The 22,632-nt window shown below is 62.5% G+C and carries 19 protein-coding genes and 2 riboswitches; of the genes, 10 read left to right on the top strand and 9 right to left on the bottom strand.

The genetic code is table 11. The annotated features are described in order from the left end of the window. Nucleotides 1-9: 9 nt before the first annotated feature. A complete protein-coding gene (locus BUA36_RS11105; RefSeq protein ID WP_072784402.1) occupies nucleotides 10-1,641 on the top strand; it encodes a methyl-accepting chemotaxis protein in 1,632 nt (543 codons plus the stop codon). Here the strand turns inward: BUA36_RS11105 and BUA36_RS11110 are convergent. The 6 genes from BUA36_RS11110 to gcvT all read right to left on the bottom strand — a co-directional run bounded on the left by BUA36_RS11110 (nucleotide 1,638) and on the right by gcvT (nucleotide 7,265). Continuing rightward, the gene (locus BUA36_RS11110; protein ID WP_072784403.1) at nucleotides 1,638-2,051 is read right to left on the bottom strand and encodes a hypothetical protein; all 414 of its coding nucleotides are present in this window, start codon (nucleotides 2,049-2,051) and stop codon (nucleotides 1,638-1,640) included. The genes BUA36_RS11105 and BUA36_RS11110 overlap by 4 nt on opposite strands. 28 nt (nucleotides 2,052-2,079) lie before the next feature. Beyond that, nucleotides 2,080-2,316, bottom strand: coding sequence for a hypothetical protein (locus tag BUA36_RS11115; RefSeq protein WP_072784404.1), 237 nt, complete (start codon nucleotides 2,314-2,316; stop codon nucleotides 2,080-2,082). Nucleotides 2,317-2,324: 8 nt separating this feature from the next. Next, nucleotides 2,325-2,651: an ArsR/SmtB family transcription factor gene (locus BUA36_RS11120; protein WP_072784405.1), complete on the bottom strand. Its 327-nt coding sequence runs from the start codon at nucleotides 2,649-2,651 to the stop codon at nucleotides 2,325-2,327. A 111-nt stretch (nucleotides 2,652-2,762) separates the two neighbouring features. Further along, entirely contained in the window at nucleotides 2,763-5,657 is a 2,895-nt protein-coding gene (gcvP, locus tag BUA36_RS11125) for an aminomethyl-transferring glycine dehydrogenase (RefSeq protein ID WP_072784406.1), read from the bottom strand. Nucleotides 5,658-5,725: 68 nt separating this feature from the next. After that, entirely contained in the window at nucleotides 5,726-6,106 is a 381-nt protein-coding gene (gcvH, locus tag BUA36_RS11130; RefSeq protein ID WP_072784407.1) for a glycine cleavage system protein GcvH, read from the bottom strand. Between the two features lie 37 nt (nucleotides 6,107-6,143). Continuing rightward, nucleotides 6,144-7,265: a glycine cleavage system aminomethyltransferase GcvT gene (gene gcvT / locus BUA36_RS11135; protein WP_072784659.1), complete on the bottom strand. Its 1,122-nt coding sequence runs from the start codon at nucleotides 7,263-7,265 to the stop codon at nucleotides 6,144-6,146. Between the two features lie 54 nt (nucleotides 7,266-7,319). Next, a riboswitch (glycine riboswitch) is annotated at nucleotides 7,320-7,430 on the bottom strand. A gap of 12 nt (nucleotides 7,431-7,442) precedes the next feature. After that, a riboswitch (glycine riboswitch) is annotated at nucleotides 7,443-7,529 on the bottom strand. Between the two features lie 119 nt (nucleotides 7,530-7,648). On the opposite strand from gcvT, the gene BUA36_RS11140 reads away from it, so the two are divergent. Then, the gene (locus BUA36_RS11140; protein WP_072784408.1) at nucleotides 7,649-8,209 is read left to right on the top strand and encodes an ATP-dependent Clp protease proteolytic subunit; all 561 of its coding nucleotides are present in this window, start codon (nucleotides 7,649-7,651) and stop codon (nucleotides 8,207-8,209) included. Between the two features lie 48 nt (nucleotides 8,210-8,257). Here the strand turns inward: BUA36_RS11140 and BUA36_RS11145 are convergent, their stop codons facing one another. Next, complete coding sequence (locus BUA36_RS11145) at nucleotides 8,258-8,464, bottom strand: hypothetical protein (RefSeq protein ID WP_072784411.1); 207 nt, start codon at nucleotides 8,462-8,464, stop codon at nucleotides 8,258-8,260. 255 nt (nucleotides 8,465-8,719) lie between these two features. Here BUA36_RS11145 and BUA36_RS11150 point away from each other — a divergent pair, with 255 nt between their 5' ends. Continuing rightward, nucleotides 8,720-11,077: a DUF1631 family protein gene (locus tag BUA36_RS11150; protein ID WP_072784413.1), complete on the top strand. Its 2,358-nt coding sequence runs from the start codon at nucleotides 8,720-8,722 to the stop codon at nucleotides 11,075-11,077. A 19-nt stretch (nucleotides 11,078-11,096) separates the two neighbouring features. On the opposite strand, the gene BUA36_RS11155 is transcribed toward BUA36_RS11150, so the two are convergent. Further along, entirely contained in the window at nucleotides 11,097-11,723 is a 627-nt protein-coding gene (locus BUA36_RS11155) for a LysE family translocator (RefSeq protein ID WP_072784415.1), read from the bottom strand. Between the two features lie 96 nt (nucleotides 11,724-11,819). Here BUA36_RS11155 and BUA36_RS11160 point away from each other — a divergent pair, with 96 nt between their 5' ends. Next, a complete protein-coding gene (locus BUA36_RS11160) occupies nucleotides 11,820-12,707 on the top strand; it encodes a LysR family transcriptional regulator (RefSeq protein WP_072784417.1) in 888 nt (295 codons plus the stop codon). Here BUA36_RS11160 and BUA36_RS11165 read toward each other — a convergent pair whose 3' ends face one another. Then, nucleotides 12,708-13,331 carry a glutathione S-transferase family protein gene (locus BUA36_RS11165; protein ID WP_072784661.1) on the bottom strand — a complete coding sequence of 208 codons (624 nt, stop codon included), beginning with the start codon at nucleotides 13,329-13,331 and terminating at the stop codon, nucleotides 12,708-12,710. It abuts the gene before it with no gap. Nucleotides 13,332-13,490: 159 nt separating this feature from the next. Between BUA36_RS11165 and BUA36_RS11170 the strand changes: the two genes are divergently transcribed. The 6 genes from BUA36_RS11170 (at nucleotide 13,491) to def (ending at nucleotide 22,629) form a co-directional block, all read left to right on the top strand. Further along, on the top strand, nucleotides 13,491-14,084 hold the full coding sequence (locus BUA36_RS11170; RefSeq protein WP_229255672.1) for a phosphatase PAP2 family protein: 594 nt from the start codon (nucleotides 13,491-13,493) through the stop codon (nucleotides 14,082-14,084). Between the two features lie 91 nt (nucleotides 14,085-14,175). Next, nucleotides 14,176-17,703: a chromosome segregation protein SMC gene (gene smc, locus BUA36_RS11175; protein ID WP_072784420.1), complete on the top strand. Its 3,528-nt coding sequence runs from the start codon at nucleotides 14,176-14,178 to the stop codon at nucleotides 17,701-17,703. After that, complete coding sequence (locus BUA36_RS11180; protein WP_072784421.1) at nucleotides 17,700-18,848, top strand: cell division protein ZipA C-terminal FtsZ-binding domain-containing protein; 1,149 nt, start codon at nucleotides 17,700-17,702, stop codon at nucleotides 18,846-18,848. Before smc ends, BUA36_RS11180 begins: the two co-directional genes overlap by 4 nt. 9 nt (nucleotides 18,849-18,857) lie before the next feature. Then, the gene (gene ligA / locus BUA36_RS11185) at nucleotides 18,858-21,194 is read left to right on the top strand and encodes an NAD-dependent DNA ligase LigA (RefSeq protein WP_072784422.1); all 2,337 of its coding nucleotides are present in this window, start codon (nucleotides 18,858-18,860) and stop codon (nucleotides 21,192-21,194) included. A 2-nt stretch (nucleotides 21,195-21,196) separates the two neighbouring features. Then, the gene (gene galU / locus BUA36_RS11190; protein ID WP_072784423.1) at nucleotides 21,197-22,087 is read left to right on the top strand and encodes a UTP--glucose-1-phosphate uridylyltransferase GalU; all 891 of its coding nucleotides are present in this window, start codon (nucleotides 21,197-21,199) and stop codon (nucleotides 22,085-22,087) included. A 5-nt stretch (nucleotides 22,088-22,092) separates the two neighbouring features. Next, nucleotides 22,093-22,629, top strand: a complete 537-nt coding sequence (gene def / locus BUA36_RS11195) for a peptide deformylase (RefSeq protein WP_072784424.1) — start codon at nucleotides 22,093-22,095, stop codon at nucleotides 22,627-22,629. Nucleotides 22,630-22,632: the final 3 nt, after the last annotated feature.

The raw sequence follows: 22,632 nt of genomic DNA on the forward strand, positions 1-22,632 counted from the left end.
GTGCAGACTATGCTGAGCAAACTGAAAATCGGTCCCAAGCTGCTGCTGGCGCCAGGCGTGGTGCTGATCCTGTTGATCGTGCTGTCAACCGGCGCCTATCTGGGCCTGCTGCGCCAGAACCAGTCGCTGGACAATATGGTGCAGCAGCGCGCCGTGCGTCTGAAAGCGGCGGCCGACCTGGTGGCGGGCGCGCACAAGGCGCATACCGAAATCTACCAGCTGCTTACGTGGATCAACGCCAGCTTTTCGACGCCGCGTGTGGATGCGCTGGTGCGCGACCTCCATCTGCGCCATGCGGGGTTGGACCGCCAGTTCGCGCAGCTGGAGATGGCCACCCAGTCCGATCCCGCCGAGCGCCGCTTCGTGGCGCAATCGCAAGCAGCGCACACGCTGTATGTGAAGGCAATGGAGGATGTGATCGAGCTGGCGATGGTCGATCAGTCGATGGCTGCCAACGCCATGTCCAAGGCCGAGCGGGCGTTTGACGTGGTGGCGCAGCGGCTGGAAGAGCTGTCGCGGCTGGAGCAGTCCCTGAGCGAACGCGCTTACGCGGATGCGGAGATGGATTTCCGCATCCTGTCGACCTGGATGCCGATTGTGGTGGCGCTGTCGATTGCCCTGTCGCTGCTGGTGACGATGGCGGTGCGTAACGCCATGCTCAAGGAAGTACGCGAGATCGGTGCGACGGCGGTCGATCTGGCCGAGGGCAACCTGACCGTCCGCCAGCGCGTGTACGGCCGTGATGAAATCGCCGAAACCTCGCGCGCGCTCGACACCAGCATCCGCAACCTGAACACCACGCTGAAGACCATCCTGGCGTCGGCGCAGTCGATCGACCATGCCTCGCGCGAGATCGCCCAGGGCAACTCGGTGCTGACGCGCCGCACCCGCAGGCAAGCCGGCTCGCTGGAGGACGCGGATGCAGCGATGCAGCTGATGAGCGGACAACTGGCGCAGACCGCATCGCATGCCGAACTGGCGGGCCAGCTGGCGCACTGCGCCAACAGTTTCGCTGCGCGTGGCGGCAGCGTGGTGCAGCGGCTGGTGGTGACCATGGCATCGATACGCGGCAGTTCGCGTCGGGTGGTGGAAGTCGTCGGCGTGATCGATGGCCTGGCGGTGCAGACGCATATGCTGGCCCTGAGCGCGGCGGTGGAAGCGGCGCGCGCGGGGGAACATGGCCATGGGCTTGCCGTGGTCGCGGGCGAAGTGCGCTCGCTGGCACAACGCTCGGCGTCGGCAGCGCAGGAGATCAAGGCGCTGATGAGCGAGTCGGCGGTGGCCATCGATAGCGGCACGCGCTCGGTGGAAGAGGCGGGCGACAACGTGGCGGAAATCGTGGCCACCGTGCGGCAGGTGGGCGAGATCATCGGCCAGATCGGCGCCAGCAGCGGCGAGCAGACGCAAGGTGTGCTGGGCATGCAGCAGGCCATCGTCAGCATGGATCAGATCACCCAGCAGAACCTGGCGCTGGTCCAGCAAGCCGCCGCCGCCGCGAGCAGCCTGCAACGGCAGGCCGCTTATCTGTCCGAAGCCGTCGCCATCTTCAAACTGGACGAAGGCGCCGAGCCGCCCGACACCAGCCGTCCCGCCGGCAGTCCCCGCGTGGTGCGCCTGCGGCTGGCCTCCGTGCGTACCTAAGCGGTGGCAGCGCGCCAGCGGTCGCCGGTTTTCTGGATGTAGTGGGCGTAGAAGTAACCCCATGGCATGGCAAGCGGGATGATGATGGCGACCGAGCATTCGATCAAGTTGCCCATGGTGGCTTCATCCATGGTGCCGCTTTGCCACGCGGGCAGGGCGACGATCAGCAGCCAGATGGTTTTCCAGGTCAGTTCCCACATCAGCACCGGCAGCATTTGCAGCGGGTAGCGGATGCCGATGACGCACAGCAGGCTAAAGGCCGCCAGCATGCATTTGACCACGCCTTGCGACAGGCCCCACGGTTCGGCGTGATGCAGCACGCTTGGCCATACCACCAGCGCCAGACCCAGCGCGATAATCAGATAGACAGCTCTCAGCGAATACAGGCGAAACAGCGATACGTGTGGCATGGTCAGGCTCCTCTGGTTGATGTTGATATTATTCGACTTCTTTCAGGACTTTCTCGATGCTGGCCACACGGGCCTTGAGGTCAGCCAGTGCGGCTGCGGTTTCTGCTTGCGTGGCGACGGCTTTCTCCGCCAGTTCGCGGTAGGATTCCTCGTTGTCGTAGCGGATGCGCGCCTGCTTCATGGCGGCCAGATAGCGCATGCCGAAGATCAGCAGCACGGTCGCCAGCGGCAGGCCGATCGTCAAAAGGTAGATATGTTCAGACATGATGACCTTCAGTTCTCAGAGTTGTTAGACAGGGTTTTCGCTGCCGCCGCGATCATCTCCGGGGTCAGCTCGATGCCGAAATCGGCCACTTCAAAGTAATTCAGCGCCTTGCCGTCGTCCGACAGCTCCATCTGACTCGTGACCAGGCCAGCCTCCTCCAGCTTCTGCAAATGCAGGTGCAGCAAGGGACGGCTCAGATTCAGCTCACGGGCCAGTTGGCTGACGTAGTTGCGGCCACCCGTGGACAGCGCCGCCACCACCCGCAAGCGGTGTGGGTTCGACAGCGCCGCCAGCGTCGCCAGCAATCGATCACCAGTGAGATGTTTTGATTTCATATGTAAAGAATATCTGACAGGTGTAAGCGAGTCAAACACTTTTTGATAAAAATAAAATAAAATAAAAAAAGCCCGGCGCATGGCCGGGCTTTGGGGCTAGGAGAGGCTAGCTTATTCGTAGTCGCTCATCGGTGCGCAGCCGCAGAACAGGTTACGGTCGCCGTAGACGTTGTCGGCACGGCCGACTGGCGGCCAGTACTTCTGCTTGCGCAGCGATGGCACCGGGTAGGCCGCCACTTCACGCGAGTACTTGCGGTCCCAGACATCGGCAGTCAGCACTTCCGCAGTGTGCGGTGCGAACTTGAGCGGGTTGTCCAGCTTGTCGAATTCGCCGCTTTCCACTTTGGCGATCTCGCCGCGAATCGCGATCATGGCGTCGATGAAGCGGTCCATCTCGACCTTCGATTCCGACTCGGTCGGCTCGATCATCAGCGTGCCCGGTACCGGGAACGACATGGTCGGTGCGTGGAAGCCGAAGTCCATCAGGCGCTTGGCCACGTCTTCGTTCGAGATGCCGGTGACATCCTGCAGCGGACGCAGGTCGATGATGCACTCGTGCGCCACCAGGCCATCGTGGCCCGCGTACAGCACAGGGAAATGCGGCGACAGGCGGCGCGCAATGTAGTTGGCGTTCAGGATTGCGGTTTCGGTTGCTGCGGTCAGGCCTTCCGCGCCCATCATGGCAATGTACATCCACGAGATAGGCAGGATCGACGCCGAACCGTATGGTGCGGCCGATACCGAACCGATGCCGGCGTCGTCGCGGATGTAGCCGGTCGAACGCTGGTTCGGCAGGAACTTGGCCAGGTGCGCGCCAACGCCGATCGGACCTACGCCCGGACCGCCGCCGCCGTGCGGGATGCAGAAGGTTTTGTGCAGGTTCAGGTGCGAGACGTCGCCGCCGAACGCGCCCGGTGCAGCTACGCCGACCAGTGCATTCATGTTGGCGCCGTCGACGTAGACCTGGCCGCCGTGGCTGTGGACGATCTCGCACAGTTCACGGATGCCTTCTTCAAACACGCCGTGGGTCGAAGGGTAGGTGACCATGACGCAGGCCAGGTTCTTCGAGTGCTGTTCCGCTTTGGCTTTCAGGTCCGCCAGGTCCACGTTGCCGTTGGCGTCGCAGGCGGTAACCACCACCTGCATGCCAACCATCGAAGCCGATGCCGGATTGGTGCCGTGCGCCGACGATGGAATCAGGCAGATGTTGCGGTGGCCTTCGCCACGCGACTGGTGGTAGGCCTGGATTACCAGCAGGCCGGCGTATTCGCCTTGCGAACCGGCGTTAGGCTGCAGCGAAATGGCGGCGTAGCCGGTGACAGCGCACAGCATCTCTTCCAGCGAGGAGATCATCTCGCGGTAGCCCACGGTTTGCGCTTCCGGCGCGAACGGGTGGATGGTCGAGAATTCCGGCCAGGTGACTGGAATCATTTCGCTGGTGGCGTTCAGCTTCATGGTGCACGAACCCAGCGGGATCATGGTGCGGTCCAGCGCCAGGTCCTTGTCGGCCAGCGAGCGCAGGTAGCGCAGCATCTCGGTTTCCGAGTGGTAGCGGTTGAATACCGGGTGGCTCAGGTACGCGGAAGTACGGGCCAGCGCATCCGGGAACGAACGCTCGACGACGGCTTCCACGGTGTCGAAGTCCGGGCCGTGGGCAGGGCCGCCGACCGGGTGCGAGAACACGGTCCACAGCAGCGCGATGTCTTCGCGGGTGGTGGTTTCGTCCAGCGATACGCCGACGTGGGTGGCGTCGATCACGCGCAGGTTGACGCCATGCGAGTGGGCCGATGCGTGCAGCTGTTCGGCGTTTTTCACCGACACGGTCAGGGTATCGAACCAGCTGTCGTTGGTGATGGTGTAGCCCAGGGTCTTCAGGTTCGACGCCAGCACGCCGGTCAGGCGGTGCACGCGCTTGGCGATCTGCTGCAGGCCTTTCGGGCCGTGGTAGACGGCGTACATCGACGCCATCACTGCCAGTAGTACCTGTGCGGTGCAGATGTTAGAGGTGGCTTTTTCGCGGCGGATGTGCTGCTCGCGGGTTTGCAGCGCCAGGCGGTAAGCCTTGTTGCCTTGCGCGTCGATAGTCACGCCTACCAGGCGGCCTGGCATCGAGCGTTTGAATTCGTCGCGGGTCGCCATGTAGCCGGCGTGCGGGCCGCCAAAGCCCAGCGGTACGCCGAAGCGTTGCGAGTTACCGACCACCACGTCCGCACCCCATTCGCCCGGTGGCGTCAGCATGGTCAGCGCCAGCAGGTCGGCGGCGGCAACCACCATCGCGCCCTTGGCCTTGATGGCTTCCACGTCGGCCTTGTAGTCGCGCACATTGCCGTTCACACCTGGATATTGCAGCAGCACGCCGAAGCAGTCGCCCACCGCAGCCAGTTCGGCCGGATGGAATACCTTGACGTCGATTTCCAGCGGCTTGGCGCGGGTCTGCACCACTTCCAGGGTCTGTGGCAGCACGTCGTCGGCAACGTAGAACACGTTCGATTTCGACTTGCTCACGCGCTGGATCAGCGTCATGGCTTCCGCAGCGGCAGTGCCTTCGTCCAGCATCGATGCGTTGGCGATGCCCATGCCGGTCAGGTCGGTGATGGTCTGCTGGAAGTTCAGGATAGCTTCCAGGCGGCCTTGCGAGATCTCTGGCTGGTACGGGGTGTACGCGGTGTACCAGGCCGGGTTTTCAAAGATGTTACGCAGGACGACGTTAGGCGTCAGCGTGTTGTAGTAGCCCTGGCCGATCAGCGACTTGAGCACCTTGTTTTTCGATGCGATCTTTTTCAGCTTGTTCAGCGCTTCGTTTTCCGGCATCGGCTGCGCGTAAGCGCCCAGCGGCAGGTCGGCCTTGTTGCGGATATTGGCAGGCACGATGGCGTCGATCAGGGCTGCGCGCGTGGCGTAGCCGAGTACCGACAGCATTTCCTGCTGTTCGGCGGCGTCAGGGCCGATGTGACGGGCGATGAAGGCGTCGCGCGCTTCGAGTTGGGTCAGGCTGGTGCGGGTCATGATTTGTCAGGGCTAGCGAGAGAGGGGAAAACAAAAAGGCCAGCGCAAGGCTGGCCTGATGGCGTGGATTAACCGCCGATGTTGTTGCCGTAGGCAGCTGCGTCCAGCAGGCCGTTGATCGCGGCAGCGTCGGCTGGCTTGATCTTGAACAGCCAGTTGGCGTAAGCGTCTTCGTTGATCGATTCCGGAGCATCGACCACGGCGTCGTTCACGGCCACGACTTCGCCCGCGATTGGCGCGTAGATGTCGCTGGCGGCTTTGACCGATTCCACGACAGCGGCGTCGTCGCCGGCGCCGTAGGTGGTGCCGACTTTTGGCAGCTCGACGAAGACGATATCGCCCAGTGCGTCCTGCGCGTACTCGGTGATGCCAACGGTGACAGTGCCGTCGGCTTCAGCGCGTACCCACTCGTGGGATTCGGTGTACTTCAGGTCTGCAGGAATGTTCATGTAAGGCTCCAAGGATCGAGAGGTGAAATATGTTGATTTATACGGCCAGGATTTTGCCGTTGCGTACGAACGGCAATTTAACCACAGACGCGGCCAGTTTCTTATCGCGGATTTCGACGTGGACGGTGTCGCCGACGTTGACGCCATTCGGCACGCGCGCCAGCGCAATCGCCTGCTGCATGGTCGGACTGAAGGTGCCGCTGGTGATTTCGCCGGTGGCGTCGGTGCCAGCCACCACCACTTTCTGGTGGGCGCGCAGCACGCCACCTTTTTCGCGCAAGATCAGGCCCACGAACTGGGCGTTCTGGCCCATGGCTTGCAGGGCTGCCTTGCCGATGAAGTCGCGCTCGGAGACCAGGTCGATGGTCCATGCCAGGCCGGCGTCCAGCGGGTTCACGGTTTCGTCCATGTCCTGGCCGTACAGGTTCATGCCGGCTTCCAGGCGCAGCGTGTCGCGCGCGCCCAGGCCTGCCGGTTTGACGCCGGCGGCGACCAGCGCGTTCCACAGGTTCTCGGCCTGTTCAGCGGCGACGCCGATTTCGAAACCATCTTCACCGGTATAGCCGGTGCGGGCGATCATCGCTTCGCCGAAGGTGGCGCTCTGTGCGAAGGCCACGTTGAACGGCTTCATGTCCGCCGTGCCTTCTTTCGATTCAGGGATCACTTGCCATACCTTGGCGCGGGCGTTCGGGCCTTGCACGGCGATCAGCGCCATGGCATTGTCGCCGTCGCGGCGCTGGGTGATGGTCAGGCCGCTGCTGGTGGCCTGGTTATGCGCCTGCATCCAGGCCACGTCTTTTTCGGCGGTGCCGGCGTTGACCACCAGGCGGAACCAGCTCTCGTTGATGAAGTAGACGATCAGGTCATCGATCACGAAGCCTTGCGGGTTCAGCATGCAGGAGTAGAGCGCCTTGCCCGATACCTGCAGCTTGTCGACGTTGTTGGCCAGCAGGCCGCGCAGGAAGGTGCGCACGTTGTCGCCCTTGATGTCGACCACGCACATATGGGCCACGTCGAACATGCCGACGTCGGTACGCACGGCATTGTGCTCTTCGATTTGGGAACCGTAGTTGACTGGCATATCCCAGCCGCCGAAATCGACCATGCGGGCGCCGGCAGCGCGGTGTGCGTTATTGAGGGGAGTAGCTTTGAGCGTCATGGTACGGTCCAAACGAAAAGGGGTTAACAGGGAATGACGATGATTCCATCATGTTGCAACCCCTCTGTCCTTGGTACCTGAGAGATAGCGGAACGGGGGATGTCCTCGTTTTCCGCACGCCCCTTCGGTGGATTGCTGCTGCAATCTCTCTCCAGAGTTTGAGCCACGTTTTTTATGGCCCCTTGACCGGTCCTTTTGCCTGAGAGTTTTTGGGTAGTGCCCCTTCGGCGGCAACGCTGGTTTGCCCTCTCCCGATCAAGACTCGGGAATATATGCCAGAAGGGCATGAAAGTCAATCTTGGCGCCTTGCGCACGAATGAAGCGGGGAAAACGGTAAAAACGACAATTTGCTAGAATTAATCACACTAATTGAGAGCCCACCGATGAGCCAAGACCAAACTACTTACGAGGGACATGCGTGGTTCACGTTGTCCGGTGATGTGAACAGCGACATGGTGCGCCGCGTGTTTGACGCGGTTGCGGACATGAGCGAAGACCGTATCACGACCGCCCATATCCTGATCCAGTCCAACGGCGGCTATGTCAGCGATGGCATCTGCCTGTACAACTACCTGAGCAAGCTGCCGATCAAGATTGTCACCTACAACGCCGGCGCCGTGGCGTCGATTGCCGTGATCCTGTTCCTGGCCGGGGCCGAGCGCTATGCCAGCGACACCGCGCGCTTCATGGTGCACAAGTCGCATGCCAGCGCGCCGCATGGCGCCCGTCCTGACGCGCTGCGCATTATCGTGGAAGGACTGCAGGCCGACGATGCGCGCACCGAGCAAATCCTGCGCAGCCATGTTCAGCTCAGTGATGAGCACTGGCGCGTGCATGAGTATTCCGACCTGCACCTGACGGCGGCGGAAGCGCTCAAGGTCGATCTGGTGAATGGGGTGGAGGACTTTGTGCCGCCAGCCGGCCAGCGCATCACCAATATCTGAAAACAAATGCGGCGCCACCAGGCGCCGCATGCACCGCCGAATGTCTACTTAGCGGTTGCCGGCCTTGTTGCCGTCATTTTTGTGGCTTTGACGGCCAGCTTCCACATGCTGCTCATGGGTGCCGCCCTGGGTGCCGGTACGCGAGCCGCTGGACGAACCGGCGTTGCCCGATTGCTTGTTGCTGCCCTGGTTGGAGCCCTGCTTGCTGCCGCTGCCACTATTGCTGTTGCTGCTGCCTTTTTGATTCGCGTTCATTTTGATTCCTTTACGAAAGTTAAAGAACGCCAGAAACGATTTAACGTTTCTGGTGACGCCATGATGCGTTTTCAGCAGCAGTCCAGCTATCGGAATACCCCCTGGTGGCGTGTAGGAGCATGGCTTGTCGGCCGGCGTTGCGGGAACTCGGCAAAATACACCAAAAATTGCACATACTTGGTTTTCATCCATTGCTTTATGGAAATGCAGTGTGAGAATGTGAGGGTACGCCTGATCTGACTCCGCAAGGCCGCCATGACTGCAACGCCGACAACCGCCGCACCGCCGACAACCGCCGCACCGCTGACCACGCCCAAGACGGTGTCGCCGCGGCATGCCTTGCTGGAGGAGTTGATCGGCATCGCCGTCAAGCACGCGGGCGACCAGTACCTGGACCTGGCCAACAAGCTGGCCGGCGCGTTGATTGACGCCACGGACGGCGACGCGCGGCTGATACAGCAGCGCCTCCGCGCCGGCAATCAGCTACGCAACCGCAACTATGCGTTCCTGCATCTGGCCACTACCGCGCTGGAAAAAGCGTTGCGGCGCGAGATCGCCGAGCTGGCGCCAGGCGTCAAAGGCAAGGCGCGCGCCGCCGCCGGGCCACTGTCGCTGGTGTCGCTGGAAGAGATGGACAGCAAGGTGGCCATGAGCGGCGTCAGCAAGCCATTTGAAGCGCTGTATGCGGATGCGCTACAGACGCTCAACGTGCGGCTGGCGTTTTTGCTGGACCGCGAGATCCTGCGCGTCAACCAGAACCCGTTCCGGCCGGAGGTATTTCTCTCTGCCTTGCAGCAGGCATGGACCGAGTTCGATACGGAGGAAGAGGCGGCCGGGCTGCTGCAGCCGCTGCTCAAGCCCGGCATGTTTATCGAGATCGGCCCGATGCTGGCGGCGCTGAGCCTGGCCTTGCAGACCAAGGGCGTGCTGCCGGGACCGGTGGAGGGCTACCAGCGCCGCAAATCGGATGGCGCCGCATCTCCTGCTGCCAGGTCGCGTACCAATCAGGCGGCGCTGGCGCAGCAGCTGCGCCAGTTCTTTGCGGCCAGTGATGTGGCGGGATCGGCGGCCGGGCAGATTGTCGACGGCATCGCCAGCGGCATGCTGCAGGGGGCCGACTTGACGATCCCGGATTTGCCCGCGTCCGCACTGACCGCAGACAGCCACTGGAAGCCGAATGCGGTAGCGCGCGCAACCGCTGTGTCGCCAGCCGGCGCCTGGGCGCAGGGGCCGGCGCAGGGCTTCCATACTGGCGCGGCGACCAATGAAGAGGTGCAGCGGCAGTCGCAGATCGGCGCCAGGCAGCCTTTGTTAGCCTATCTGGCGGACCTGCAAAAAGCGGCGCCGGCGCCTGGCCCGGGCAATGTGTTCTACCTGCCCAGTCTGAAGCAAAGCATGCCGCAGGGGAGCTTGTCGCGCACCGATGAGAGCACCATTGATCTGCTGTCGGCCGTGTTTGATACCGTGTTCCGCGACCAGAGCATTTCGCCGGAAATCCGCGAACTCATACGCTTCCTGCAGGTCCCTGTGTTGAAGGCGGCGCTGGTGGACAAGAACTTCTTCTTCCAGGAAGCGCATCCGGCCCGTCGCCTGCTGGAGCTGCTGTCGCGCATGGGCTGGGAGCAGCGCAAAGGCCCGGATGATCCGCTGTTCCAGGCCATGCAGCGCAGTGTTGACCGCGTGGGCCGCGATTACGACCACGAACTGTCGGTGTTCACCGAAGCGGTCAACGAGCTGGAAGCGCAGATTCAGGCCGAAGAAAAGGCCGCTGCCGCCGCGATAGCCGCGCCCATCGCGGCCGCGCTCAAGCAGGAAAAAATGGCGGAGTCGAACAAGCTGGCCAAAAACGCGGTGGCGCTGCGGATCGGTACGGGCGAAGTGATCGCCGTGGTGGAAGCCTTCCTCGAGCAGCGCTGGAGCGCCGTGCTGACCATCGCCTACAGCATTGAGGACGACAAGCCTGGCGCCGTCAACAACGCCACCCGAACCATGGATGACCTGATCTGGAGCGTGCGTCCCAAGATCAAGCCGGAGGAACGCAAGCAGCTCATCGCCAAATTGCCCGGCCTGCTCGCGACGCTGAATAAATGGCTGGATGTGATCAAGTGGCAGGATGCCGACCGGTTGCAGTTCTTTGCCGAGCTGGCCGAGTGCCACGCGTCCATCGTGCGGGCGCCGCTGGAGCTGTCGCCAGAACGCCAGGTGGAGATTGCCATGCAGGTCGCGCGGCAGGCGGCCGAGCGCCGGCTGGCACTGCAGGCCAGGGCGGAAGCGGAGGCGCAGTCACATAGCGAACAGGCGTCCGATCCCGGCGCTGAAGACGCCATCGTCGAAGTCGATGGCCTGGTACGCGGCATCTGGCTGGAATTCGCGCAGGACGATGGCAGTCAGCGCAAGGTCAAACTGGCGTGGATCAGTCCACGCCGCACGCTGTACATCTTCTCGACCGCCGCGCGGCAGGAGGCGTTCTCCATGTCCGGCGACGAGCTGGCCAGGCGCTTTGGCGAAGGCCGCGCGCAGGTGCTGCGTGCCGACGGCGTGGTGGCGGTGGCGCTGTCCCAGGCGCTGTCACGCGACGCCGGCAACGATGCGGACATGGCCGCCGTCGGCTAAGCCGCGGGTTGAGCCGCGTTTAGCGCACCGTCAGCAGTGCGCCACCCATCCCGATAAACACCAGTGCGCCGCTGCGGCCGGCCAGGCGGCGGCGCTTGGCACTGCTGGCGATATTACGCTTCAACCAGGACGCGCAGTTCACGTAGAAGAAGTGCGACAGCAGCGTGCAGGCAGTGAAAGTGGCGGTCAGCAGCAGGAAGCGCAGCGGATCGATATGGTCCGGCGGCATAAACTGCGGGAAGATCGCGGTGAAGAACAGGATCGCTTTCGGATTGCTGACGGCCACCAGCAGCCCGGCGCGGAAGGTGCTCAGGCGGCTTTCCTCCGCCGCTGGCTGCAGCGCCTGCGCTGCGCTCTGCTGGCCGGCGCTGCGCCACAGGCGGATGCCCAGATACACCAGATACGCGGCGCCGGCCAGCTTGAGCAGCCCGAACGCCAGCGCGGACGCCTTCAGCACCAATCCCAGTCCCGTCACCGCCGTCGTCGCAACGATGAACACGCCCAGCGCATTGCCGGCCGAGCTATAAAACGCGCGCCGCGCACCCTGGCTGGACGCGGTGGAGATCGCCATTAGCACGCCTGGCCCGGGACTGAAGGCGGCAGCCATGGAAACGGACAGGAATAGCAGCCAGGTCGAAAAGCTCATCTTGTACTCCAGAAAGTAAAGACTCAGTATGGTTTTAAACCAGTCAACGATAAATACTTTAATATTTACAATATCTTTAACTGGTAATTCATAATCATGGACAGGCTGCGCAGCATGGAGGTGTTTGTCGGCGTCGTGGAAGCGGGCAGTTTTACGGCGGCGGCCAGGGCGTTTGAGATGTCAGTGGTCATGGTGGGCAAGCATATCGCCGACCTGGAGCAGCGCCTCGGCGCGCGGCTGCTGAACCGCACCACGCGCCGTCAAAGCCTGACCGAAATCGGCGAACAGTATTGCGAGCAATGCCGCCAGATACTGGCCCACGTGCAGAGTGCGGAATCGGGCGCGCTGGCGATGCGCAGCAGTGCGCGCGGCAACTTGCGCATCAGTGCACCCGTGGCGTTTGGCAGCGCCTTGCTGGCGCCGCTGCTGCCGGCTTATATGGCGGCGCATCCAGAGGTCAGCGTGGACCTGGATCTCAGCGAGCGCATTTCCGATCTGGTGGAGGAGGGACTGGACGCCGCCATCCGCATCGGCCGGCTTGATGACTCGACCTTGATCGCGCGCCCGCTCAAGCCATATGGCATGGTGATCTGCGGTGCGCCGGCTTACCTGGCGCGCTGCGGCACGCCGGCCACGCCTGCCGATCTGGCGCAGCACCAGTGTCTGGATTTTCTGCATTGGCGCCGTGTGGTGCGCTGGCGCCTGGGACAGCCGGATGGCGCGCTGCCATCGCCGCAGCCGAGCCGCTTCCGCTCGAATAACGGCCAGGCGGTCAAGCAGATGGCCCTGAATGGCTTTGGTCTGGCGATGCTGCCCGAAATCGTCGTGGCTGAAGAGATCGCCCAAGGCCGGCTGGTGCCGCTGCTGCGCAACTACATGCCGCCGCTGCGGCCGTTGCATCTGATTTATCCGCGCGGTCGGCAGACCACACCCAAGCTCAGCACCTTTGTCGATTTCGTGGTGAAGAACTTCGGCCTGGCGTAATTACGGCGTACCGTTGGCGCCGTGCTGGACGTAGCCAGGGCGTTCCATCAGGCGCTGCGACCAGGTCTGCAGCGCGGGCAGCGCCGGCCGCGCGACAGGGGTGGACAGCCAGCGATTGAGCGACAGGCCGAGGACGATATCGGCCAGCGTAAAGGTGTCGCCGCATACGTAGGCGCCAGTAGCGGCAAGCTGCTGATCCAGCAGGGCCATCAGCCGGTTCCAGGTGTTGGTGCTGCTGGCGATCATGGCTGGATCCTGATGCTCGGCGCTGCCGCGAATTAAGGCCATGAAGGGATAGCGCCATGCGTTGTTCAGTTCCGTGGCTTGCCAATCCATCCATTTCTCCACCTGGGCGCGCGCCATGGGCTCGAGCGGCAGCAGGTCCGTGCGGCCGTGCTTGCCTACCAGGTAGCGGCAAATGGTGTTCGATTCCCATAGGGCCTGACCGTTATCGATAACGACCGGCACCAGGCCGTTGGGGTTCAGGCCAAGGAATTCCGGCGTGCCGGTCGGCTGGAAGCCGCCGCCGTACTGTTCCAGTTGATAGGCCTGGCCGGTTTCAGCACAAGTCCACAGCACCTTGCGCACATTGATCGAGGTTGATTTTCCAAGTAGGGTCAGCATGCGGGCAGTATGCCACGGCATGGCCAATCAGGTTATATTTCTTCTAGGTAAGGCTTCGCTATAATGCGCGCGTATGTGGTCTAATAGATGGTGCGGTGCAAAATAAGGAGCAGTATGTATTTTTGGTGGCATTGGTTAAGTGTAGTAGGCAGTCTTGCGGTGACCGGCCCGATCGGCGTCGCCATCGTAGTCTGGCTGCTGGCTGGCAAGTCCTGGCGCTTGACCGCCATCTGGGCGCTGCTGTTTGGCACCGGCATGGCGCTGGTCGTGATTACCAAAATGGCCTTCATCGGTTGGGGTGTCGGGGTTGCGTCAGTTGAGTTTGCCGGCTTTAGCGGCCATGCCATGCGCGCTGCTGCGGTCTTCCCGGTGGCCGGTTATCTGGCGACCCGGTCCTCGCCGGTGTGGATGCGCCAGTTGGGTACGTCGGCGGGCGTGCTGCTTGCCGTTCTGATCGCCATTTCGCGCGTGTATGTGCAAGCGCACTCGACATCCGAGTCCGTCACGGGTTGCTTGCTTGGCTTGCTGGTGGCTGCCGCCTTCATCTGGTATGCCAGCACCGAGCGCCACATGGCCCTGAGCCGCGTGCTGGTGGTGCTGTGTATTCCCGTGCTGCTGTTGGCGCCGACCGTCGAGCCGATTCCGGCCGAACAATGGATCACGCAGGCCGCATTGTATCTGTCCGGCCGCGACCAGCCCTTCACCCGGCAGATGTGGCACAACCCGCAGCAACAGCTGACGCAGCAGCACTGAGGGCCGTGCAACGTTGCACGCTTTCCGGCCTGATATGATGCGCAAAATGGTATTATTGTGAAATTTTACAGCCCACACACCAGATAACAACGTGCGTCTTTCTTCCATCAAATTGTCGGGATTTAAGTCTTTCGTTGATCCCACCAATTTTCAGGTGCCGGGTCAGCTGGTTGGCGTCGTAGGTCCCAACGGTTGCGGCAAATCGAACATTATCGATGCCGTGCGCTGGGTGCTGGGCGAATCAAAAGCGTCGGAGCTGCGTGGCGAATCCATGCAGGACGTGATCTTCAACGGCTCCACCAACCGCAAGCCCGCTGGCCGCGCGTCGGTGGAGCTGGTGTTCGATAACCATGCAGGCAAGGCAGCCGGCCAGTGGGGCCAGTACGCCGAGATCGCCGTCAAGCGCACGCTGACGCGCGATGGCACCTCCACCTACTACATCAACGGCCAGCCGGTGCGGCGCCGTGATATCCAGGACATCTTCCTTGGTACCGGCCTGGGGCCGCGCGCTTACGCGATTATCGGCCAGGGCATGATTTCGCGGATTATCGAATCGCGCCCTGAAGAGCTGCGCGTGTTCCTGGAAGAGGCGGCCGGCGTCTCGAAGTACAAGGAACGCCGCCGCGAAACGGAAAACCGGCTGCACGACACGCGCGAGAATCTGCTGCGCGTGGAAGACATCCTGCGCGAGCTGAATGCCAACCTGGAAAAGCTGGAAGGCCAGGCCGCCGTCGCCACCAAATTCCATCAGCTGCAGGCGGACCAGGAAGAGAAGCAAAAGCTGCTTTGGCTGCTGCGCAAGGTCGAGGCGGAGAACGAGCAAAAGAAGTATTTCCGCGAAGTCGAGCAGGCGCAGAACGATCTGGAAGAACAAACCGCCAAGCTGCGTAACGTCGAGCTGTCGCTGGAGCAGATGCGCCAGTCGCATTTTGCCGCCGGTGACCGTCTGCACACGGCGCAGGGTGCGCTGTACCAGACCAACGCCGAAATCGGCAGCCTGGAAGCGCAGATCAAATTCGTGGTGGAGTCGCGCAGCCGCCTGCAGGCGCAGCTGGCCGCACTGACCGCGCAGCGCGATCAATGGGAACGCCAGGCCAATGAATACGGCGAGCAGATTGCCGAAGCCGAGTTCTCGCTCGAAGAGCTGAGCGCGAAGGTCGAAGAGTCGGCCGTGATGGCCGAACAAAAAGCCGAATCGCTGCCGATGCTGGAACAGGCGTGGAAGGAAGCGCAGACCAGAAGCACCGAGTCGCGCGCCCGCATCATGCAGGCGCAGCAGCAGCTGGAGCTGGAGTCGGCCCATCAGCGCAACGCCAACAACATCCTGAATGGCCTGGCCGTGCGCCGCGAGCGCCTGATGCAGGAAAAGAGCGGCTTGAGCATGCCCGATAGCGCGCACCTGTCCAACCTGCGCTTGCAGCTGGAAGAAAAGCAGCAGGCGCTGGAAGAGCAGAGCTTCATGCTGGAAGAGGCGCTCGAGCAGCAGCCCCGCCTGGAGCAGGAGCGCCAGGAAGCGCAGCAGCAGGTCAATAGCGAAACCGCCGCCAACGCGCAACTGGAAGCGCGCTTGAATGCACTGCGCCAGTTGCAGGAACGCGTACAGACGCAAGGCAAGGTCACGCCGTGGCTGCAAAAGCATGAGCTGGAGTCGCTGCCGCGTTTGTGGCAGAAACTGAATATCGAAGCGGGCTGGGAACAGGCGCTGGAGTCGGTGCTGCGCGAGCGTACCTCTGCGCTGCAAATGTCGAACATCGAATGGGCCAAGGCTTTCTTCAGCGACGCGCCGCCTGCCAAGCTGGCGTTGTACGCACCATCCACCGCGGTGCCGCCAAATCCGGTGGAAGTGGCGGGCCTGAAGCCGTTCCTGAACCTGCTGAAGTTGAATGATCCGGGACTGCGGGGTTTGCTGCAGGACTGGCTGCACAACGTCTACACGGCGGACGATGCGGCGGAAGCGTTTGCCGACCGCGCCAAACTGCCGGCTGGCGCTTGCATCATCACGCGCCAGGGTCACGTCATCACGCCGGGCAGTGTGCGCTTCTATGCAGCCGACTCGGAACAGGACGGCATGCTGGGCCGCCAGCAGGAAATCGACAACATCACCAAGCAGCTGCGCGCGCAGCAGATGCTGGCCGACGAGGCGCGCGCGCGCTCGGTGCGCGCGGAAGCTGCGCTCAGTGAGCTGACCCGCCGTCTGACGGAATACCGCGCCAAGCTGCAAAGCCTGCAATCGTCGGTGCATACGCTGCAAATCGACGTGGTGAAACTGACCGAGATCGAGGCGCGCTTCAACCAGCGCAGCACGCAGATCGAAACCGACCTGGCCGAGATCACCGCGCAGGAAGAGGAGCAAACCCAGGTCAAGCTGGAGTCTGAGGAGAAGTTCGAACAGCTGGACATGGAACTCGGCAACCTGCAAGGCACGCACGAAGATGGCCAGACCGCGTTCATGGAAAAAGAGCAGCGTCTGGCCGATGCCCGCCAGGCCTTGCGCGATCTGGAACGCGCGGCGCAGGAAGTGCAGTTCGCTGAAAAGACCCAGCGCAGCAAGATCGAGGAATTCCGCCGCAATATCGCTACCGCTACCGCACAGGTGGCGCAGGTGACGGAAAGCCTGGAGGCCGGCCGCACGGAGCTGGAGAGCCTGGAGCAGGGCACGGCCAACGAAGGCTTGCAGGAACTGCTGGACCGTCGCACCAGCCAGGAAAAAGCACTGTCCGACGCGCGCCACGAGCTCGATCAGATTGCGCAGCAGCTGCGCATGTTCGAGGAAGGCCGTTTGTCGACCGAGCGCGCACTGCAACCGCAGCGCGACAAGATCATGGAGATGCAGCTCAAGGAGCAGGCCGCGCGCCTGAACCAGGAACAGTTTGCCGCCCAGCTGGCCGAAGTGCAGGCCGACGAAGCGGCGCTGGCCGAGAAGCTGCATCCGGACATGAAGGCCTCGTATCTGCAGGGCGAAGTCACGCGCCTGACCAATGCGATTTCGCTGCTGGGCGCCGTCAATCTGGCGGCGCTGGACGAACTGGCGACTGCTTCCGAGCGCAAGAACTTCCTCGATTCACAGAACGCCGACTTGCAGGAAGCGATCGCCACGCTGGAAGACGCCATCACCAGGATCGACAAGGAAACGCGCGATCTGCTGCAAGACACGTTTGACCGCGTCAACGGCCACTTCTCCGAACTGTTCCCGATCCTGTTCGGTGGCGGCCAGGCCAAGCTGATGATGACGGGCGACGAAATCCTGGACTCCGGCGTGCAGGTGATGGCGCAACCGCCTGGCAAAAAGAACGCCACCATTCACCTGCTGTCCGGCGGGGAGAAAGCGCTGACCGCGACGGCGCTGGTGTTCTCCATGTTCCGCCTGAACCCGGCGCCGTTCTGCCTGCTCGACGAGGTCGATGCGCCGCTGGACGACGCCAATACCGAACGATTCTGCCGTATGGTCAAGCGCATGTCCGACCAGACCCAATTCCTCTTCATCTCGCACAACAAGATTGCGATGGAGATGGCCAATCAACTCATCGGTGTGACGATGCAAGAGCAGGGTGTATCGCGCATCGTGGCGGTGGATATGGAATCCGCCGCAAACTTCGCTACCGAGGCACAAGCAGCATGAACGATCTTCAACTCAGCTTAATCGCAGCCGCCGGCGTGTTTGTCGCCGGCGTCTTCACGTACAACAAAATCCAGGAATACAAGGCCAAGAAGAGTGTCGAACGGGCCTTTTCCACCGACCATGACGATGTGCTCATGCGCAGCGGCGACGAACCGGTCGCCCGCCAGGAGCCCAGCTTTTCGCTCGATGGCAGCGCGCCCGGCCTGGCTGGCGGCGAAGCCAGTGCTGCTGCGTCGGCACTGAGCGCCGTTGCAGCGGAGTTCAGCACCGACGACGAGGCCGGCAAGCCGGCCAGCGACGACCAGCTGGCGGCCCGCGCCAACGCCGCATCGGCTGCCGCGGCGGAACAGGCCACGGCGCTGGTTGATCCGCTCATCGACTGCCTGCTGCCGCTGGCGCTGGAAGCCCCGGCGCGCGGCGACAAACTGCTGCCCATACTGCAAACCCTGCGCATGGTCGGCAACAAGCCGGTACACTACATCGGCATGGCCGTCAGCGGCGACTGGGAACCGATCGCGCATGGCGGCGTCTACACCCGGCTGCAGGGCGGCGTGCAGCTGGCCAGCCGCAGCACCGCGCTGAATGAACTGGAATATTCGGAACTGGTCACGCGCCTGCGCGCCATGGCCGACGAAATCGGCGCCGAGCCGGAAATCCCTGACATGATTGAAGTGATGGCCGAAGCGCGCAATCTGCACCGCTTCGTCGCCGGTCACGACGCACAGCTGGGCGTCAACCTGCAATCGAATGGTGCGCCTTGGTCCGTCAACACGCTGATCGGCGCGCTGGAGAAGCAGGGCTTCGACGTTCGTCCTGATGGCCGCTTCGTGATGCCGGATGGCGAGGGTGGCTTCCTGTTCTCGCTGTCCACCAACGTGACGCCGGCCGAGGAAACCACTGCGCGCCTGACGCTGCTGCTGGACGTGCCTTGCGTGGCGCCTGCGCGCGACGGCTTTGGCGCCATGGTGGCCTGCGCCAAGGCGCTGGTAGCGCGCCTGGATGCCACCATTGTCGATGACTACAATCAGCCGCTGTCCGATGCCGCGCTGACGGAAATCGCCAGCCAGGTGCAGGACTTCTACAACGAAATGAATGACGCCGACATTGCTGCCGGCTCCACCCGCGCATTGCGTCTGTTCAGCTAAGGTAAGGCAATGACGGAAGTAGACTTCAAAACGCGCATCGAACAACTCAGCGCGGAGCTGAACCGCCATTTGCACGCCTATCACGTGCTGGATGCGCCAACCATTCCCGATGCGGAATACGACAAGCTGTTCATTGAACTGCAAAAGCTGGAAGAGCAGCACCCCGGGCTGGCGCTGCCTGACTCGCCGACCAAGCGTGTTGGCGCGGCGCCGCTGCCGCAGTTCGAACAGGTCACCCACACGGTGCCGATGCTGTCGCTGAATAACGGCTTTAGCGACGAGGACATCGAGAACTTCGACCGCCGCGTGCGCGAAGGTCTGGATACCGCCGCGCTGGTCGAATATGCGGCGGAAGTGAAGTACGACGGCCTGGCGATCAATCTGCGCTACATCCACGGCGTACTGACGGAAGCGGCCACGCGCGGCGACGGTTACACGGGCGAAGATGTTACGACCAATATCCGCACCATCCGCAGCATTCCGCTGCGCCTGAAGACCGACAATCCGCCGGCCATTCTCGACGTGCGCGGTGAAGTGCTGATGTTCAAGCGCGATTTCGAGTCGATGAATGCGCGCCAGCGTGAGGCTGGACAGAAGGAATTCGTCAACCCGCGCAATGCGGCTGCGGGCAGCCTGCGCCAGCTGGATTCACGCATCACGGCGTCGCGCAAGCTGAGCTTCTTCGCTTACGGTATCGGTGCGCTGGAAGGCGCCGAGATGCCGCTATCGCATTCGGCGCTTCTGGACTGGTATCGCGAGCTTGGCCTGCCGGTCGCCAAGGAAGCCACGGTGGTGCGCGGTTACGATGGCATGATGGCTTACTACCAGCAGATCGGCGCCGCGCGTCCCTCCATGCCGTATGAGATCGATGGCGTGGTGTACAAGGCCAATCTGCTGCAAGACCAGCGAGCGCTGGGCTTCGTCTCGCGTGCGCCGCGCTTTGCGCTGGCGCACAAGTTCCCGGCCGAGGAAGCAACCACGGTGGTGCAGGCGATTGAAGTGCAGGTCGGCCGTACCGGCGCCATCACGCCAGTGGCGCGTCTGGCGTCCGTGTTTGTCGGCGGCGTCAACGTCACCAACGCCACGCTGCATAACGAGGACGAAGTGCGCCGCAAGGATGTACGCGTCGGCGACACGGTGATCGTGCGCCGCGCTGGCGATGTGATTCCAGAAGTGCTGGCCGTGGTGCTGGAGAAGCGCCCCGAATCGACGGTGGCCTACGAGCTGCCGAAGGCTTGCCCGGTGTGCGGCTCGCACGTGGTCCGCGAGGAAGGCGAGGCAATCGCACGCTGCTCCGGAGGCCTGTTCTGCTCCGCGCAGCGCAAGGAAGCAATCCGCCATTTCGCCGGCCGCCGCATGATGGACATTGAGGGTCTGGGCGACCGCTATATCGATAACCTGGTCGAGCATGGCCTGGTCAAGCGCGTGGCCGACCTGTATGCGCTCAAGCTGGAAGACCTGCTGGAGATGAAGCGCCTGGCCGATGAACGCGACGGCACCACGCCGGAGACGGTCGTGCAAGGCAAAATCGCCACCAAGTGGGCGGATAATCTGCTGGAAGCAATTGCCGCCAGCAAGAACCCGCCGCTGGAGCGCCTGTTGTTCGCATTGGGCATCCGCCACGTCGGTGAATCGACGGCCAAGACGCTGGCGGAATGGCTGGGTCGCTTCGACCTGATACGCCGCGTGCCAGCCGCTTTGCTGCGCGTGCTGCCCGATATCGGTGGCACGGTGGCGGAATCGATTGCGGACTTCTTCGCCGAGCCAAAGAATCAGGAAGCGATCGATGCGCTGCTGGCTGCCGGCGTGGCGCCGCAAGGCGAACATGCGCCAAGCGCCAAGCTGCGCGAGAAACTGGACGTCATCAAGCTGATGGCGGCGCTGGGAATTCCCAAGCTGACGGAGCCACGCAGCAAGCAGCTGGTGGAGCAGGAGGTTTCGCTGGAAGTGCTGGCGCACCTGCCGGTGTTCACTGTATTCAGTCTGCCGGCCGCAGTGGCGGAGTCGCTGGAACAATGGATGGCGCAGCCGGGCCACCGCGAGCAAGTCAAGGCGCTGCACAAGCTGCGCGAAGATCTGCTGGCGCAGTTACCGCAAACCGTGGCTGCGGAAGGCCATCTGACGGGCAAGACCTTTGTCCTGACGGGCACCTTGCCAACCATGGGCCGCGACCAGGCCGCCGCGTTGATTGAAGCGAAGGGCGGCAAGGTCTCCGGTTCGGTATCAAAGAAAACACATTACCTTGTCGCTGGCGCGGATGCGGGCAGCAAGCTGGCCAAGGCGCAGGAGCTAGAAGTGACGATTCTGGACGAAGCAGGACTGCTCGCACTACTCGAAGAAAAATAGTTATGCCAAAAATTCAAAAAGCAGTCTTTCCCGTGGCAGGCCTGGGCAGCCGTTTTCTGCCTGCCACCAAAGCGCAGCCTAAAGAGATGCTGCCTATCGTTGACAAGCCGCTGATTCAGTATGCGGTGGAGGAGGCAGTCGCCGCCGGCATCAATGAGATGGTGTTCATCACTGGCCGCAACAAGCGCGCGATCGAAGACCATTTCGACAAGGCCTATGAGCTGGAGTCGGAACTCGAAGCCGCCAACAAACAGCAGCTGCTGGAGCTGGTGCGCAACGTGATTCCCAAGCACGTCAACTGCATCTATATCCGCCAGTCGGAGCCCTTGGGCCTGGGCCATGCTGTGCTGTGCGCCCGTCCCGTAATTGGCGATGAACCGTTTGCCGTGTTGCTGGCGGACGATTTCATGGATACCGCCACGGGCGTCAAGCCGGTGCTGGCGCAGATGACCGACTTGTACGCATATGAGCGTTGCAGCCTGCTGGCAGTGCAGGAAGTGCCGCGTGAAGCGACGCGCCAGTATGGTATCGTCAGCGCCACCGGCTATCAGCCCAAGCTGGAACTGGTGCACGGTATCGTTGAAAAGCCCATGCCGGACAAAGCGCCATCGACGCTGGCCGTGGTGGGCCGATACGTACTGTCGGGCCGCATTTTCGACTATCTGGAACACCTGGGCAGCGGCGCCGGCGGCGAGATCCAGCTGACCGACGGTATCGCCGCGCTGATGAAGGACGAACGCGTGCTGGCCTACCGCTACGATGGCACACGCTACGACTGCGGCTCGAAGCTGGGCTACCTCAAGGCGACCACCGCGATGGGCCTCAAGCACGCAGAAACCGGCGACGAATATTGCCAGTTCCTGCGCGACATCCAGTGCCAGATTAAGGACTAAACATTATGGCGGTTCGTGAAATCCTGAAGATGGGCGACCCCCGCCTGCTGCGTGTGGCGGAACCTGTCACCGAGTTCGACACGCCCGCCATGCGCGAGCTGATTGCCGACATGTTCGACACCATGCACGCGGCCAATGGCGCCGGTCTGGCGGCGCCGCAGATCGGCGTCAACCTGCAGCTGGTGATCTATGGCTTCAAGCACAATCCGCGTTACCCTGAGGCGCCGCAAGTGCCGGAAACGGTATTAATCAATCCGGTGCTGACGCTGTTGTCGGAAGAGACGGAAGAAGCGTTTGAGGGTTGTCTGTCGGTGCCAGGCATGCGTGGCAGCGTACCGCGCTACACCAGGCTGCGTTACGAGGGCGTGGACCAGCACAATCAGCCGATCAGGCGCGATGTGGATGGCTTCCACGCGCGCGTGGTGCAGCATGAGGTGGACCATTTGCTGGGCAAGCTGTACCCGATGCGGATTAAGGACTTCTCCAAATTCGGTTTTACCGAGGTGATGTTCCCCGGCCTCGATCCCAACGACGACGACTGACAT

This window comes from Duganella sacchari, assembly GCF_900143065.1.
GTDB classification, from domain to species: domain Bacteria; phylum Pseudomonadota; class Gammaproteobacteria; order Burkholderiales; family Burkholderiaceae_D; genus Rugamonas; species Rugamonas sacchari.